Annotated in this window: 11 protein-coding genes; 6 read left to right on the top strand and 5 right to left on the bottom strand. The window is 60.7% G+C overall.

Annotated elements, in window-relative coordinates:
- Nucleotides 1–5: 5 nt before the first annotated feature.
- Genes A7W11_RS18410 through A7W11_RS18400 form a run of 3 tightly spaced genes read left to right on the top strand, consistent with a single transcriptional unit; the run spans nucleotide 6 to nucleotide 5080 of the window.
- Nucleotides 6–2195, top strand: a complete 2190-nt coding sequence (locus tag A7W11_RS18410; protein ID WP_082887352.1) for a type I secretion system permease/ATPase — start codon at nucleotides 6–8, stop codon at nucleotides 2193–2195.
- A 39-nt stretch (nucleotides 2196–2234) separates the two neighbouring features.
- Nucleotides 2235–3623, top strand: a complete 1389-nt coding sequence (locus A7W11_RS18405) for an HlyD family type I secretion periplasmic adaptor subunit (protein WP_235816915.1) — start codon at nucleotides 2235–2237, stop codon at nucleotides 3621–3623.
- Between the two features lie 56 nt (nucleotides 3624–3679).
- Complete coding sequence (locus A7W11_RS18400; protein WP_066416721.1) at nucleotides 3680–5080, top strand: TolC family outer membrane protein; 1401 nt, start codon at nucleotides 3680–3682, stop codon at nucleotides 5078–5080.
- Between the two features lie 379 nt (nucleotides 5081–5459).
- Here the strand turns inward: A7W11_RS18400 and A7W11_RS27550 are convergent, their stop codons facing one another.
- Nucleotides 5460–6338 (bottom strand): LysR substrate-binding domain-containing protein, encoded by an 879-nt coding sequence (locus tag A7W11_RS27550; protein WP_082887351.1) that lies wholly within the window; start codon nucleotides 6336–6338, stop codon nucleotides 5460–5462.
- A 127-nt stretch (nucleotides 6339–6465) separates the two neighbouring features.
- On the opposite strand from A7W11_RS27550, the gene A7W11_RS18390 reads away from it, so the two are divergent.
- Genes A7W11_RS18390 through thrH form a run of 3 tightly spaced genes read left to right on the top strand, consistent with a single transcriptional unit; the run spans nucleotide 6466 to nucleotide 8542 of the window.
- The gene (locus A7W11_RS18390; RefSeq protein ID WP_066416713.1) at nucleotides 6466–7251 is read left to right on the top strand and encodes a 2OG-Fe dioxygenase family protein; all 786 of its coding nucleotides are present in this window, start codon (nucleotides 6466–6468) and stop codon (nucleotides 7249–7251) included.
- A 52-nt stretch (nucleotides 7252–7303) separates the two neighbouring features.
- On the top strand, nucleotides 7304–7921 hold the full coding sequence (locus A7W11_RS18385; protein ID WP_066419195.1) for a LysE family translocator: 618 nt from the start codon (nucleotides 7304–7306) through the stop codon (nucleotides 7919–7921).
- 6 nt (nucleotides 7922–7927) lie between these two features.
- Nucleotides 7928–8542 (top strand): bifunctional phosphoserine phosphatase/homoserine phosphotransferase ThrH, encoded by a 615-nt coding sequence (thrH, locus tag A7W11_RS18380; protein ID WP_066416709.1) that lies wholly within the window; start codon nucleotides 7928–7930, stop codon nucleotides 8540–8542.
- Between the two features lie 28 nt (nucleotides 8543–8570).
- On the opposite strand, the gene mobF is transcribed toward thrH, so the two are convergent.
- From mobF to stbB, 4 genes are read right to left on the bottom strand one after another with little or no spacing between them, the layout of a single operon-like run.
- Entirely contained in the window at nucleotides 8571–11396 is a 2826-nt protein-coding gene (mobF, locus tag A7W11_RS18375) for a MobF family relaxase (protein ID WP_066416704.1), read from the bottom strand.
- Nucleotides 11371–12969 carry a type IV secretion system DNA-binding domain-containing protein gene (locus A7W11_RS18370; RefSeq protein WP_066416697.1) on the bottom strand — a complete coding sequence of 533 codons (1599 nt, stop codon included), beginning with the start codon at nucleotides 12967–12969 and terminating at the stop codon, nucleotides 11371–11373. Before A7W11_RS18370 ends, mobF begins: the two co-directional genes overlap by 26 nt.
- Before the next feature lie 18 nt (nucleotides 12970–12987).
- Nucleotides 12988–13383, bottom strand: a complete 396-nt coding sequence (locus A7W11_RS18365) for a hypothetical protein (RefSeq protein ID WP_066416694.1) — start codon at nucleotides 13381–13383, stop codon at nucleotides 12988–12990.
- A gap of 10 nt (nucleotides 13384–13393) precedes the next feature.
- Complete coding sequence (stbB, locus tag A7W11_RS18360; RefSeq protein ID WP_066416687.1) at nucleotides 13394–14101, bottom strand: StbB family protein; 708 nt, start codon at nucleotides 14099–14101, stop codon at nucleotides 13394–13396.

Raw genomic sequence — 14101 nt, 5'->3', positions numbered from 1 at the left:
GCATCATGAAGTTGATAGAAGGCGGCCCCGGCGGGCCGTCTTCGCCCGGGCCTGTCCCGAGCGAAGACGCGTCTGCCGATGCCTCGCCGCCTGCCCTGGATACGGGTCTAATTTGCCTGGCCATGCTTGCCCGCTACCATCAGGTCGCGGTAGACGTGGATCAGTTGGCGCATGAGTTCCGTGCGCCTGGTCAGCCTTTCGGATACGAAGAAATCCTGCTGGCAGCCGCCAAGCTGGGCTTGCGCGCCCGCAGAGCCCGGTCGAGCATCGCTCGACTGGCTACCACCGCTTTGCCCGCCATCGCAAGCGACCGCGACGGCAGTTTCTTCGTGCTTGCCCGCCAGGATGGTGCAAAGGTGCTGATCCAGGATCCGCGCCGGCCCAGTGCCACGGAAGTAGCGCTCGACGTTTTCGAGCGCATGTGGTCCGGCGAACTGATTCAATTGACATCCCGCGCCTCGTTGGCCGGCGATCTGGCCAAGTTCGACTTCAGCTGGTTCATCCCCGCAGTCGTCAAGTATCGCAGGCTGTTAGGAGAGGTTTTTGCCGTTTCCTTCGTGCTGCAGCTCTTTGCGCTGGTGACGCCCCTTTTCTTTCAGGTCGTTATGGACAAGGTGCTGGTGCATCGCAGCTACACGACGCTGGACGTGATCGCGGTCGGGCTGCTTGCAGTGGTCACCTTCGAGGTCGTGCTCACGGCGTTGAGGTCCTACGTGTTCGCACATACTTCCAGCCGCATTGACGTGGAGCTGGGCGCGCGGCTGTTTCGCCACCTGCTCAATCTGCCCCTGGCCTATTTCCGGGCGCGTCAGGTGGGCGATTCTGTAGCACGGGTGCGCGAGCTGGAGAACATCCGGTCCTTCCTGACCGGCAACGCCATCACCGTGGTGCTGGACCTTTTTTTCTCCGTCGTATTTCTGGCTGTGATGGCCTATTACAGCGTGTGGCTGACCCTGGTCGTCGTCGTGTCGCTGCCTTGCTATGCCTTGCTGTCGATAGGCTTCACGCCATCGTTGCGCGCACGGCTGAACGAGAAGTTCAACCGCGGGGCGGAGAACCAGTCCTTCCTGGTCGAGACCATCAGCGGCGTGGAAACGCTCAAAGCCAGCGCGGTCGAGCCGCAATGGATACGCAGGTGGGACAACCAGCTTGCCGCCTATGTGAAGGCGGGTTTTCGGGCGGCGACGATAGGAACGCTAGCCAACGGCGGCGTCACCTACATCAGCAAGATCGTGACGGTCGTCACGATGTGGCTGGGCGCGCATCTGGTTATTCAAGGCGATCTGACGGTCGGGCAGTTGATCGCCTTCAATATGCTGGCGGGCAATGTCGCCGGGCCGGTCATGCGTCTGGCGCAGCTATGGTCCGACTTCCAGCAAGTCGGTATTTCGATGCAGCGCCTGGGTGACATCCTCAACACCCGCACTGAAGTGCATACGGCCAGGCCTGCCTTGCCGCCCTTGCGCGGCGCGATAGGGTTCGACGCGGTGGAGTTTCGGTATCGGCCTGGCGCGCAATTGGCGCTGCGCGGTGTCTCGCTGCAAGTGCGCGCCGGCGAAGTGCTGGGCATCGTCGGGCGCTCGGGTTCGGGCAAGAGCACACTGACCAAGCTTGTGCAACGGCTTTATCAGCCGGAGCAGGGGCGCGTACTGATCGACGGCGTGGACATCTCGACCATCGATGCCAGCTCGCTGCGGCGCCAGATCGGCGTGGTGCTGCAGGAGAACGTGCTCTTTAATCGCAGCATTCGCGACAACATCGCGTTGAACGATCCAGGCGTGCCCTTGCAGCAGGTAATCCGCGCCGCGCAACTGGCCGGCGCGCACGAGTTCATCGCGGAACTGCCCGAGGGCTACGACACGATGGTGGGGGAGCAGGGCGCGACGCTGTCGGGTGGGCAGCGCCAGCGTATCGCCATCGCCCGGGCGCTACTGGCCAATCCGCGCATCCTAATCTTCGATGAGGCGACCAGCGCGCTTGATTACGAGTCTGAGCGGGCAGTGCATCGCAACATGCAAGAAATTGCCAAGGGCCGCACGGTGTTGGTCATCGCACACCGGCTATCGGCGGTGCGCAATGCGAACCGCATCATCGTGATGGAGAGAGGCGTCATTGTCGAAGAAGGTACGCACACGGAGCTGCTCCAAAAGCAGCCGGGCCACTATGCGGCCCTGTACCAGATGCAGCAAGGGTAGGCCATGGGAGTCTCTCACGCATTGAGCGCCAGGAAGGATTTGATCAAGCGCTATGGCGCGGTGTTCGCTACTTCGTGGAAGGAGCGCAAGCAATGGGATACGAATCGCTATCGCGCCGACGAGGCCGAGTTCCTGCCTGCCGCGCTCGCCCTGCAGCAGCAGGCCGTGTCGCCGGCTCCCCGCGTGGCCATGTGGCTGCTGATTGCATTCGCCGCACTGGCCGTGCTGTGGTCCGTGTTCGGGCGCGTGGATATCGTGGCGACGGCCCAGGGCAAGATCATTCCCAGCGAGGGCACGCAAGTGGTCCAACCCATTGGCACGGCTAGTGTCAGGGCCATCCATGTGCGCGAGGGCCAGCAGGTGCGTGCGGGACAGTTGCTGGTGGAACTGGACGGGACGACGACCCAGGCCGATCGTCAGCGCATCGCCAATGATCTTTTGGCGTGGACGTTGCAAGCCGCGCACGCCGAAGCCATGCTGCGGGCTATCGACACGGGTGTCGAACCCGAAATGGCGCTGATCGAGGTGCCTGCGCAAACCAATGCCGACGCGCAGCGCTTCGTGCTGGGCGAGTATGCCGCCTTGCGCGCCAAGTTGGCGGGCATTGATGCGGAACTGGCCAGCAGACAGGCCGAACGGGAGTCGGTGCGAGCGATGGTGCATAAACTGGAACTGACTGCACCCATCGCCAAGCAACGGGCGCTGGCGCTCAAGGACTTGGCCAGCCAGGAGTATGTGGCGCGTAACAGTTACCTGGAGCGCGAGCGCGAACGGATCGAGCAGGAGTCGGATCTGCGTGTGCAGCGTAGCAGGCTCAAGGAAATCGATGCGGCGATCGCTCAGGTGCGTCAACAGCGCGAGACGGCGCTTGCCGACAGCCGGCACGCGAACCTGGAACGGCTGACCGATGCCCGTGAACGCATGGCCCTGCTCGAGCAAGATCTGATCAAGGCACGGCAGTCCGAGAGCCTGACACGTCTGGCCGCGCCCGTGTCGGGCACGGTGCAGCAACTGGCGATACGGACGGTGGGCGGCGTCGTGACCGAAGCGCAGCCGTTGATGCTGGTCGTGCCCGAAGAGCACGTCATGGAGGTCGAGGCGTTTCTGGAGAACAAGGATGTTGGGTTCGTGCAGCCGGGGCAGGATGCCGAGGTCAAGATCGAGGCGTTTCCGTACACGCGCTACGGCATCGTGCCCGGCAAGGTAACGTCCGTATCCGATGATGCCATCCAGGACGAAAAAAGGGGGCTCGTCTACGCGGTGCGCGTTGCGCTCTCGCACACGTCGATCCCGGTTCAGGACAGCGAGATACGCCTGTCACCCGGCATGGCGGTGACAGCCGAGATCAAGACCGGACGGCGGCGGGTCATCCAGTACTTCCTAGGGCCGCTGATCGAGTATGGCAGCGAGAGCTTGCGGGAACGATGATGCGCGGTGGTGGATTCATTTGGTTCAAGTTGGGGGCCAGGATAGGTAGCGCAGGCATGTTCTTTGCCGTGGCATGCCTGGTGTCGTGGGCGGGCAGCGCCCAGGCGCTGGACTTGATGCAGGCCTACGGCATGGCGCTCGAACATGACCCGGCCTATCGGGCCTCCATCGCCGAGCGCAACGCCGGCCGTGAGGAGCGGGCCATTGGCCGTGCCGCCCTGCTGCCCAAGCTGTCCTACCAGTACCAGGTGGGCCGCAACGACTCGCGAGTCACGCAGCCAGGATTCTTCGGCTCTACGACCTCAGACCGGCATTACAACAGCTACTCCTCGGCATTGACCTTGCAGCAGCCGTTGCTGGATTACGAGGCCTTGTCGCGTTATTACTACGGCGTGGCGCAGTCCCTGCATGCCGATTCGCGTTTCCGCAGCCGCAGCCAGGAACTGGCGGTGCGTGTGGCCAAGGCCTATACGGAAACCTTGTATGCGAGAGATCAGATCGATCTTTCACGCGCGCAAAAGCGCGCCTATGCCGAACAACTGGTCTTGAACGAGCGGATGCTGCGAGCAGGCGAAGGTACGCGCACGGACTTGCTGGAAACGCAGGCGCGCCATGACCTGGCGGTGGCACAGGAGATCGAGGCGCTGGACGCCCAGGATGCCGCCCAGCGCGCCCTGGCTGCCATGATCGGTATTCCTGTCGCTGCGGACGATCTTGCTCCTCTGAGCGGAAAATTCGAGGCGATGGTCCTTGAGCGCGAGGGGTTCAGTTCGTGGCAGCAGCTTGCGCTGCGCGAGAACCCCGAGCTGGCCGCCCTGACGTTTTCCATCGATGCCGCACAGGAGCGTATCGAGCAGGCACGCGCGGGCCATCTGCCTTCGGTCAGCCTGTATGCCAGCGCCGGACGGCAAAAGTCCAGTTCCGAATCGAGCTACGATCAGCGCTATGCGACGAACAGCATAGGGGTGCAGATCAACGTGCCGATCTTTGCTGGGGGCGGCGTGTCCGCGTCGGTGCGGCAAGCCACGGATAACCGCGAGAAGCTCAGGTATGAGCGCGATGCGCGGCGCGACGAGATACTGAACGGCCTGCGCCAGCAGTTCAACCTGCATCACAGCAGCCTGGCAAAGATGCGAGCATATGGCTATGCGGTGGAATCCGCTCGGGAGTTGACCACGGCGATGAAGCGAAGCGTCGCCGGCGGCGAGCGTGTTAATGCTGATGTCCTGCAGGCCGAACAACAGTATTTCGACGCCTTGCGCAATCTAGCGCAGGCCCGGTATGAGCACCTGATGTCATGGCTGACCCTGCAGCAATTGGCCGGTTCGCTCGAGCCGGAGGACGTGCTCCATGTGAACGGAGCATTTGCTCGCACGGCTGAACATGCGGTGAAGGAAGTCAGCATTTCTTCCGTCCCTATGTCCCATGAGGCGGGACCGCATGATTACGAGCGATGATAAATACCGTTCACTATCAGAAAAATGTTTCGTAGACTTCCCTCCCTCGGTCGAGGTCTTCGACCACCAGGGATAGGATGCGAAGTTTTAAGCTCGTGCCCGCCGATGAAGTTCATCCTTGACTTGCATCTACTCTACCAACTGCGCTAAACCGTTCGACTTTTCTGCCTCAGCCTGTTGGAGCACCTCGTTGTGCCAGGTGGAAGAAATCAGGTCGGCGGCATTGGCTGACAGGTCACGGCAGAGTGCTTTCCTGACGCGGGGCCTCTCGGCACGGGGGAGGTTTTCAATGGGGAGCATGGCGACTTTCTCGGCTTCCTTGGCGAAGTGACGGTCATACTGGCGGATGAAGGGACGGAGCTAAAAGCCAAGGCCAAGATCAAGCCGGAAGGCACGCCAACGTAGATGCGGCTTGCGCACGAATCCAATCCCGGAAACGGTTGCAGTTGTCGTTCCCCACCGACGATTTCGGGATCAATACGCAGTACGACGATCCATCACGCAAGAATCCATAAGGTGCGTGCAATTGGCCATTCTTCAGCTCGTCGCCGACCATGAGGAATGATGCCATGCTGACCCCGAGCCCGGCCAACGCCGCCTGTATGCAGAGGTAAAAGTGCTCGTAATCGGCGCGTGATGCCCCCTTGGCAGGCACCCCTGCGAGACGATGCCATCGCTTCCACGCATCGGGGCGCGAGCCCGAGTGCAGTAGATGCATGCCTTCCATGTGGGTACGCAGTTTGATGCGCGGCGCGCAGACTGGCCCGACCCATTCATCACAGATCTTCTCGGCCAGCACGGACTCGTCCCAATGGAAATCGTCGCGACGCAAGGCGAGATCGACGCCGGTACGGCGAAAGTCTATCGGCCCGCCGGCTGCGACCAGATGGACCGCAATGTCAGGATGAACCTGCTTGAATGATGGCAGGCGCGGAATCAACCACCGCATGGCGATCGTCGGTTCGCACGATACGGTCAAGACGTTGTCTCGTGCGGCTTGCTGAATGCGTGCAACCGCATCTTCCAGTTGCTCGATCACGAGCGAGGTCACTGCGTAAAGCGCCCGGCCTGCCGGCGTGAGAAAAACTGCGCGGTTGCGTCGCTCGAACAAGGCAACGCCTAAGGCTTCTTCCAGTATTCGCACTTGGCGGCTGACCGCGCCGTGCGTGACGTGAAGGCGTTCCGCCGCCTGTACGAAATTCTCCGTTTGGGCAGCGACATTGAAAAAACGGATCGCAGAAAGCGGTGGAAGTGCCATGAATGGTCGATGAAAACTCACAGATTAATAAGAAGATAAATCGCTTTTTCCTTTGCTGCAAGGCATCAACAATGGGCGCCATAACGATGCTGGCTACCTAATGCATATTGCGATATTGGAGAAAGTTATGAAGCACTCTTCGGGTGGTCACGCTGTCGCCGCCATGTCGTTGCCCAAGCCGCTGATCAAAGGGGGCGGCCCGCTGCATGATCTGTGCAAATTCATCGCAAAGAAGGACTACGGGATACTCTCTGCGCCCAAGACGGCTGCGCTGTTGGAGGCCGAACGAGAAGGTGCCCTGGAGGACTGGGCAGCGTTTCAAGCAAGTTGGAATCAGTTGGAGTTGGACGGCTATATGAAGGACGGTGGTACTTACCGTTACCGTAGGCATGCTGTCTACAGCGCCGAGCCTTTCTCGACCGCTGTGCAGCGGGCCCCGGATCAACCACACTATCAAAGCCTGGACTACAACACCCTCAATGGCGATATCGCCAGACACTACGCGCCGATCACGCCGGCAGTGGCTGGCAGCAAGGTGTTGGGTTCGGTTCTGGCCTTGTGCCAAGCGATATACAGCAATTTGGCGCCTTACTACGCATGGCACATCGAGGTGCATCAGTTCCGCATCTATGCCCAACCCTCAGGCGGCTTGCCTACGCCTGAAGGTATTCATCGAGACGGCGTGAGTTTCGTCTTCATGATGTTGGTCAACCGTGTCAACGTGCTCAACGGCGAGACAGGAATCTACGATCGCCAAAAACGCCGTCTGGCCAACTACACCCTATCGACTCCGATGGAGGCAGCGCTGGTCAATGATGAGCGCACGATGCATGGCGTGAGCCCAATACTGGCCCTCGACCCGGACAAAGAAGGCTACCGTGATGTGCTTGTAGTGACTTTCAACAAATGCTGAGGCGACTTCGAATGAGTGTGTTGCTCGATCCCTTTGTGCTGCGGTGTGCAACATGAGTGAGTTGCTTGCCGTCGCGGCGGTCACGATATTGGCAGTCGTAAGCCCGGGTCCGGACTTTGCGATGGTCACCCGCAATAGCTATGCCTACGGTGCCCGTGCGGGCCTCATGACGGCTGTTGGAATTGCCTGCGGCGTTCAGGTTCATGTCCTGTACACACTCTTGGGGCTGGCTTTGCTGATCGTGAGTTCGCCCTCGATATTCTTCGTCATGAAGCTGCTGGGTGCGGGCTATCTTGTCTACCTGGGTCTAAAGTCGCTGCTGAACACGAAGAAGCTGGTGTTCGGTTCGGCCGAGTCGACCAAGCCTTCTTTGGTCGCCGCCTTCGGAATGGGCTTTCTCACGAACGCACTGAACCCGAAGACCATGCTATTTGTTGTCGCCACGTATTCGCAAGTGGTGCAGTCCGACAGCCCAGTCAGTCATAACGTCGCCTATGGTTTTTTCATGTCGATAGCGCATTGGGTTTGGTTCAGCATCGTCGCGTTGTTTTTCTCCAAGACCACTATGCGCCAGCGCATGCTGGCCTACCAAGGCATCGTGGACAAGTCCATTGGCCTTGCGCTGATCGGTCTTGGTGCATCGCTTGTCTTTGTCAACGTCGCACGGTGATCGACCATGAAAATCGCATGCATAGATCTGGAAGGTGTGCTCATCCCCGAGCTGTGGCCAATCATTGGGCAAAGTACGGGCGTACAGGATTTCGCGATGACCACACGCGATGAACCTGACTACCCCACACTGATGCGCCTGCGGATTACTGCCCTGCGCAAGAACGGCTTACGCTTGAAAGACGTCCAGGCGATTCTTCTGGCGGTACAGCCATTTTTGGATGCAAGGCATTTCTTGGAGGAGATTGGGCGTACTCACCAAGTCCAGATTGTCTCGGACTGCTTCCACGAGTTGGCCAGCCCATTGCTGAAGGCCCTGGGCGATCCTCAGGCCTACTGCCATTCGTTATGCACCGATTCCGACGGGTGGGTGGTCGACTGCTGTTACCTGCCGAGAAATGGGAAAGAGGATCACATCGCGCGGTTGCTGGCGCAAGGAATGGAAGTGCTTGCGCTGGGTGACGCATTCAACGATCTCAAGATGCTGCGGCTGGCACAGCAGGGATTTCTTGTGCGGCCTTCCCTGGCTACTCAGGCGGCAGCGCCCGATATTCCCGTCGTTCAGACGCTTCAGGACGTACTGGCCAAGTGTCAGCCCGAACTGGACAGCCAGTTTCGGTAGCGAAGCGGTTTGTATTCGCCAGTCGCCGCTATCCACTTACGCCGGCCTCGAGAGACGTATGTTTTTGCAGGGACGGCTCTGACGGCCGGCGCAACCCGATGTCCAGCGCGGCGGTTTTGTCTTCGCGTCGGTCGGCGGCGGCGGGAAGCTTGGATTTGCTGTCGGTGTATATATCTGCGGAATGGCGTGCCCTTGAGATGCCCACGTAATAGACGTCCGACTTGGTGGTCCTGCTGTAGCTCTCCGCGTTGATGAGTACGCGGTCAGCGGTCAGGCCCTGCGCACTATGCACTGTCGTCGCGTAGGCTCTGTCCAGATGAACCGGATGGTCCGCGGGCAGGGTGACCGTCCGAGCATTGTTTCGGATCGTGATCGTGTCGCGCGAGACGGCTACAACTTCAAAGCGGCCACCGTTGACCAAGTCGCGTGCGGCGTCGTTACGCGTGACTCGCACCCAGGATCCCACCGACAGTTCAGCGCGTACCGGCTGGTACACAGAGAGCTTGGTTGCCCGAAGCGGGTTGAAGGAGATCCTTTCCGCTGTCGACAGATTCTCCACCGTCAAGGTGTTGCGCATCGTGTCCCGAGCCATGATGCGATAGGCTTGGCCGGCTTGCAGCCCTGATGCGTAGCTGCGTTCTGGCTGGATGACATCACCATCCACGTAATAACGGGCGTAGCGGCGCTGTGCCTGCGTCGTATCGCGGCGCGTCAGAAGGTTGTGTTCATGGCCTTTTCCGTCCAGGCCAGATGCTTCGTGGACCGCCTGGTTGATCCGATTTCGCGAATCGTTCGTACCGGTCAGGATGAGCGTGTCGCCGCCAACCTGCACATAGTGGGCGGCAATTCTCCCGTACCGCTTGCCATCGTCAGCAATTTCATGGACGGATTGCAGGACGCCCAGCGAAGCCGACGCCTTGCCTTCTGCTGCCAGTTCGACGGCGCGTCGAAGCGTGGGATCATGCTGACGCACGATATCGGACATACGAGCCGTAGCCATCCCCGCATCTTGGAGTTGGTGAAAAGGCCTACCCGCCTCAACTGCTTTGGTCTGCTCGGTGTCGCCTAGCAGTACCGTGCGCGCGCCAGCCGACTCCACTCGCTGGAGCAGCTTTTCCATCAATCTGCTGGGAACAACCCCTGCCTCGTCGACAACCAGAATGGTGCGTTCGTCCAGCTCAAGCCGCGCAGCGTTGCGGGCTTCGAGCATAGACGCCACCGTGTTCGCCTCTATACCCAGTTCTCGCAGTGCTCGGACCTGTCCGCCATAAGAGGCCAGCGCGTGAAGCTTGTATCCATTGGCCTGGGCAAGCGCCTTGACCTGGGCGAGCATGTAGGATTTACCGGTGCCGGCAAGGCCCTGCACACCCACAATGCGGTGCGCGCTCCCCAATATCATCTCGGAAGCCGCACGTTGCCCTGGTTTCAGAGACAGCCCTGCGAGTTGCGTGGCGAGCCGTGTGGCGTCGATGATCGGCGTAACCTGACCTCGGCCTTCACGTTCAATCTGCAGGATTCTTTTCTCACGCGTGCGTGCAGCCTCCGTTGTGAAGTGCGGCTCCACGGCGACGAGCTGCCCGTGGGCGATAAGGGCACGTACCGATGCCGCCGCTTCCTTCGGTGTCAATCCAGACCGAATCAGCGTTTGGTTCCAGGCGGCCTTGTCGCGTACCGTGCCAAACTCCTGGGAGGCTTCTCGATAAAGCTGGGTGCCTAAGATCAGGCGCCCGACATTTGTCTGCCGCCGTATCTCGGTTTCGATGGTGTGCGCGTCAGTGCGGCCGGCAACATGCTCGAGCGCTGTTGAAAGCAGCGCGCTTGCACTCATGTTCGCTTCGCGTTCCGTGAGGTGGCGAATTGCCCAGTTCACGGCGTGTTCGGCAATACCGTGCCCACTGTTGGCCGGCAATCCCGAGGATGCTTCTTGTTCCAAGTCCCGACCGTGTGCGCGCGGCGGGCGCGTCAGCGCCAAACCGGCTTCCCGCGCTTGCTGTTCCCAGGTCGCCTGTAGTACCGCGCGGGGCAAGTTCGCCGCCTTCGCCTGGCGGGTGGCCAGGGTAATCGCCTGCTTCGTGCCGTGGCTTGCCGTTTCGCGCGTCAGGTGACGATGCTGAAGTTCAGCGTTGATCTGCGCAGTCCGCTTCGAAAAGACTTCGATCTGCTGACGTGAGATGTGCGCCAGTTCTATATGGCGTCCCTCCAACCGTATCGAGTAGCCTGATAGCTGTAGCTGTCGGGCCAGCTCGTTGGTGTAGATGGCGTCGAGCAGTTTGCGGGTGCGAAAGATTTCTTCGTTCGACATCGCCGCCCATTTGCCGTCAGCGCGCTGGGTCAGGTTCATCACGATCGCGTGCGTGTGCAACTGTGGGTCCGGCGGCGAACCCTTCGTCGGACGTGCTGTCTCGTGGCGCCAGGCGGCCACCACGATGTTGCCTGTACTCTCGATATGTACTCGGCCGTCCACGCGCTGTCGGGCATAGGCGTAATGACGTTCCATATGCGCCAACGCGGCTTCGACGGCCCGATCATGCGCGGCCACCACGGCTGGGTCCTTTCCAATCAGCGCCTGGATCGTCACCGACTTAGGGGCCGAGAAAGTCAGGTCCAGTCCTGCGCGTGCCCGAGCATCGGACCGAATGGATTTGGCCAAAGCGACGCCCTCACCGAAGTCGCCGCGTAGCGCGGCGCGGAACTGCTCGAGATCGACGGTGCCGGACAGGCCCAGGGCGGCGGCCCCGCGGCCGAGCCAGCGGGACGCATCGCCATCACGGCTGTAATAGTCGTCCTGCTGCTCCGCGTAGTAGTGCGTGGTTTTGGCGGCCGCGCTCCTATGCAGTACCTTGCGGGAGATCATTGGGTCCCTCTGCGGACGGAAGGGTTGACGAGATCCGATGCGATTCGATGAAAGCGGGCGTGCGCTCGACAAACTGCAACGGTTCAAGCACGAAACGGGAGATCGGCCGCGCACCGGAGAAAGCGAGATAGCCGTTTAGATCGGGCAGCGTCTGCACCTGCGCCGGCGTCACGACACGCTCGGTGCTCCTGACCATACGTTCGCCCGTTGTGCGGCTGCCGATTTGTCGGCTGTCGGTGTATTCCGGCCTGGCGACTTCGTGCTCGCCCAGGCTCTTGGACATTTCCTCGGCCGTTTCGGGATCGGTTTTCGACCCGCCGAGCACGACCAGCGAGCGGAAGGATGCACGAATCGTTTGCGCGACACGCTCGCCATAGATGCTGGCCAACTGCGATACGCTCTGCAGGCCAGCCACGATGCGCAGCCCATGCTTGCGGCCTTTTGTCAGCGCATCTTCCAACGTGGGAAGTTTTTCCAGCGAGGCCAGTTCATCGATCACCAGCCACCACCGACGGTAGTAGTTCTCCGGCATCGACAGGATGGAGGTGCAGAACACATCCACCCAGGCGGAGACCAACGGCTTCATGGCGGGGGCCATGTCCTGGCGCCAGGTGATGAACAGGTTGCCGCCTCGCTCATCCTCCATCCAGTCGCGGATGCTGAAGGTTCCGGGCGGCATGCTCATGTGCTCGCTCAGCTTGTTGGAGAGCACAAACCGGGCAGAGGTCAATGCCTTGCTGGCTTCGTTGGAACCGGCAAACAGCGATTCGGCCAGCGTCCCGGTCAAGAACGCACGCAGGTCCTGCGGGTCGGCGATGGTACACCATCGGAATAGCTGCTCGATGGAGGGGCAGCCAAGCGTGTATAGCTTTCGGGCCGCTTCGCGCAACAGTAGGCGACCGAACTCGTTCCACTCCTCCGCGTTGGCGTCCGCGCCCAACGGGACCACGGATTTAGCGAAGCGTTTCCAATCGTAGTCCGCCCGCACCTCGTTGAAGAAGCTCCATCCTTCGGTGCGGGAGTCGTAGGGATTGAGCACGATGTCACCGGGCCGCCAGAACTTGGAAAGCAAATCGCCATTGGGGTCAACCAGGACCATTCGATCGCCGCGCCGTAACGCCGAAAAGACAAGCCGCCGCAGCAGGATCGTCTTGCCGCTGCCGGTGGCGCCGTTGAGCAACAGATGCAGCGTCTCGATTCTTGTTGGCATTGGCACGCCCGCGACATCGATCTGGCTGCGGAACCACTCGCTGCATGTTTGTCGCAGAGATCGAAAAGGAACAACGCGCGTACCACGTATGAACTTCCGATACCCCGCGCCGTCGTACCCTTCCGTGTGGGACCTGTCGCGCAGCAGGGTGATGATGATGAGCAGCGCGAGGACCAGGCCCGCGCCAATGGCCCACATCAAGATCGGGTAGTGCGGTGTAGCGCGCACGGCTGCGGAGAGAGTTCGATAGTCAAGTTGCCGTATGCTGATCCCGCTGGTGTAGCTGATGCAGGCCAGCCAACTGGCAAGGGGGCAAAGCACTAGGGCCAGCACGGAAAGGCGCCGGCGTATGTCGGGTGCCATGATGATCACTTCCTCATGTCATGGAGCGGCGATCCAAAGACCGCCCAAGGCAATGCCAGCCAGCGCCCCGCCTATGAACCCAGCGACCAGGCCCAGCAATGCGGTTAGCCAGGCGTGCCGGAGCGCTGCCTGCTTGTAGGAGACTGTTGCGGCTTGGAGTGCGCGAGTAGCAAGATCCATGTCGCGAGCGCTGCGCGAGAATCTGCGCGCAGTTTCTTCGTCCGCAGATCTACCCGAGCTTGCTTCGGATCCCTTGATGCCGGCTTGTTCAGGTTGGACATGGCTACGTTGCATGAGCGCGTCAGCGGCCTTTATCGCTGTCTCGACCCGGTCCATCAGAGGTGCGATCTCGCCCAGTACATCGCGGTACAGCACGTCCAGCTTGCTGCGGGGAGGGGGAGCATGCTCGCTCATGGCGGCTGCTTTAGGAGAACAGCGCGGCAAAGACGCTGTCGAGCTGCTGATGAACGGGGCGCGCCAGCGCACGCAACGCAATGAGTTCGGTGCAGCGAGCAATCTCCTTCTCGTCAGTAGGCTTGGCCTCGCGCAGCAATTGCCGATAGTCGGTGGTGTCGGCCAGGACTTCGGAGATCGTGATGCGGCGGTTGGCCAACAGGTCGAACACGTCGTTACGGTAGATGGCGGCCAGCGGATTTGGCTGGAAGGTTTGATTGACGCGGGCGTAGCCGAAGATGGGAGCAAATTCTTCCCGAACGTCTATCTCGACGCGATTGAAGATCACGCGGATTCGAGGCGCCTGGACCCCCAGTGCTACCAGCGCTTCGATGGTTTTCAGCGTTTCTCTTTGCGCTTTGCCCGATGGAATGACGGGAAGCACGAAATAGTCGATCTCGTCATGCGATTGGTCGTATCGGATCATGTGTGCCAGAAAATCTTCGACGTTGGTGGCTCCGACATCAACAATGGCCGCTTCGCAGGTCAGCAGCCGGCGAAACAAGAGTCCGAACTGCTCACCGCGTATCTGTTCAACGGTCAGTCCCAGATCCGCGCCGGTCTCGTTTGTCGATTCGACAGCGATGATGTCAGCGCCGGGGATTCTCGGGGCAAGCACGTGGCTGGCGACGACGGTCTTGCCGACCGAGCCGCTGTAGTTCAAAACAACGATGTTCAT

The sequence above is a fragment of the Bordetella ansorpii genome (assembly GCF_900078315.1).
Taxonomy (GTDB): Bacteria; Pseudomonadota; Gammaproteobacteria; order Burkholderiales; family Burkholderiaceae_B; genus Bordetella; species Bordetella ansorpii.
This window is presented reverse-complemented; position numbering and strand designations above follow the sequence as displayed.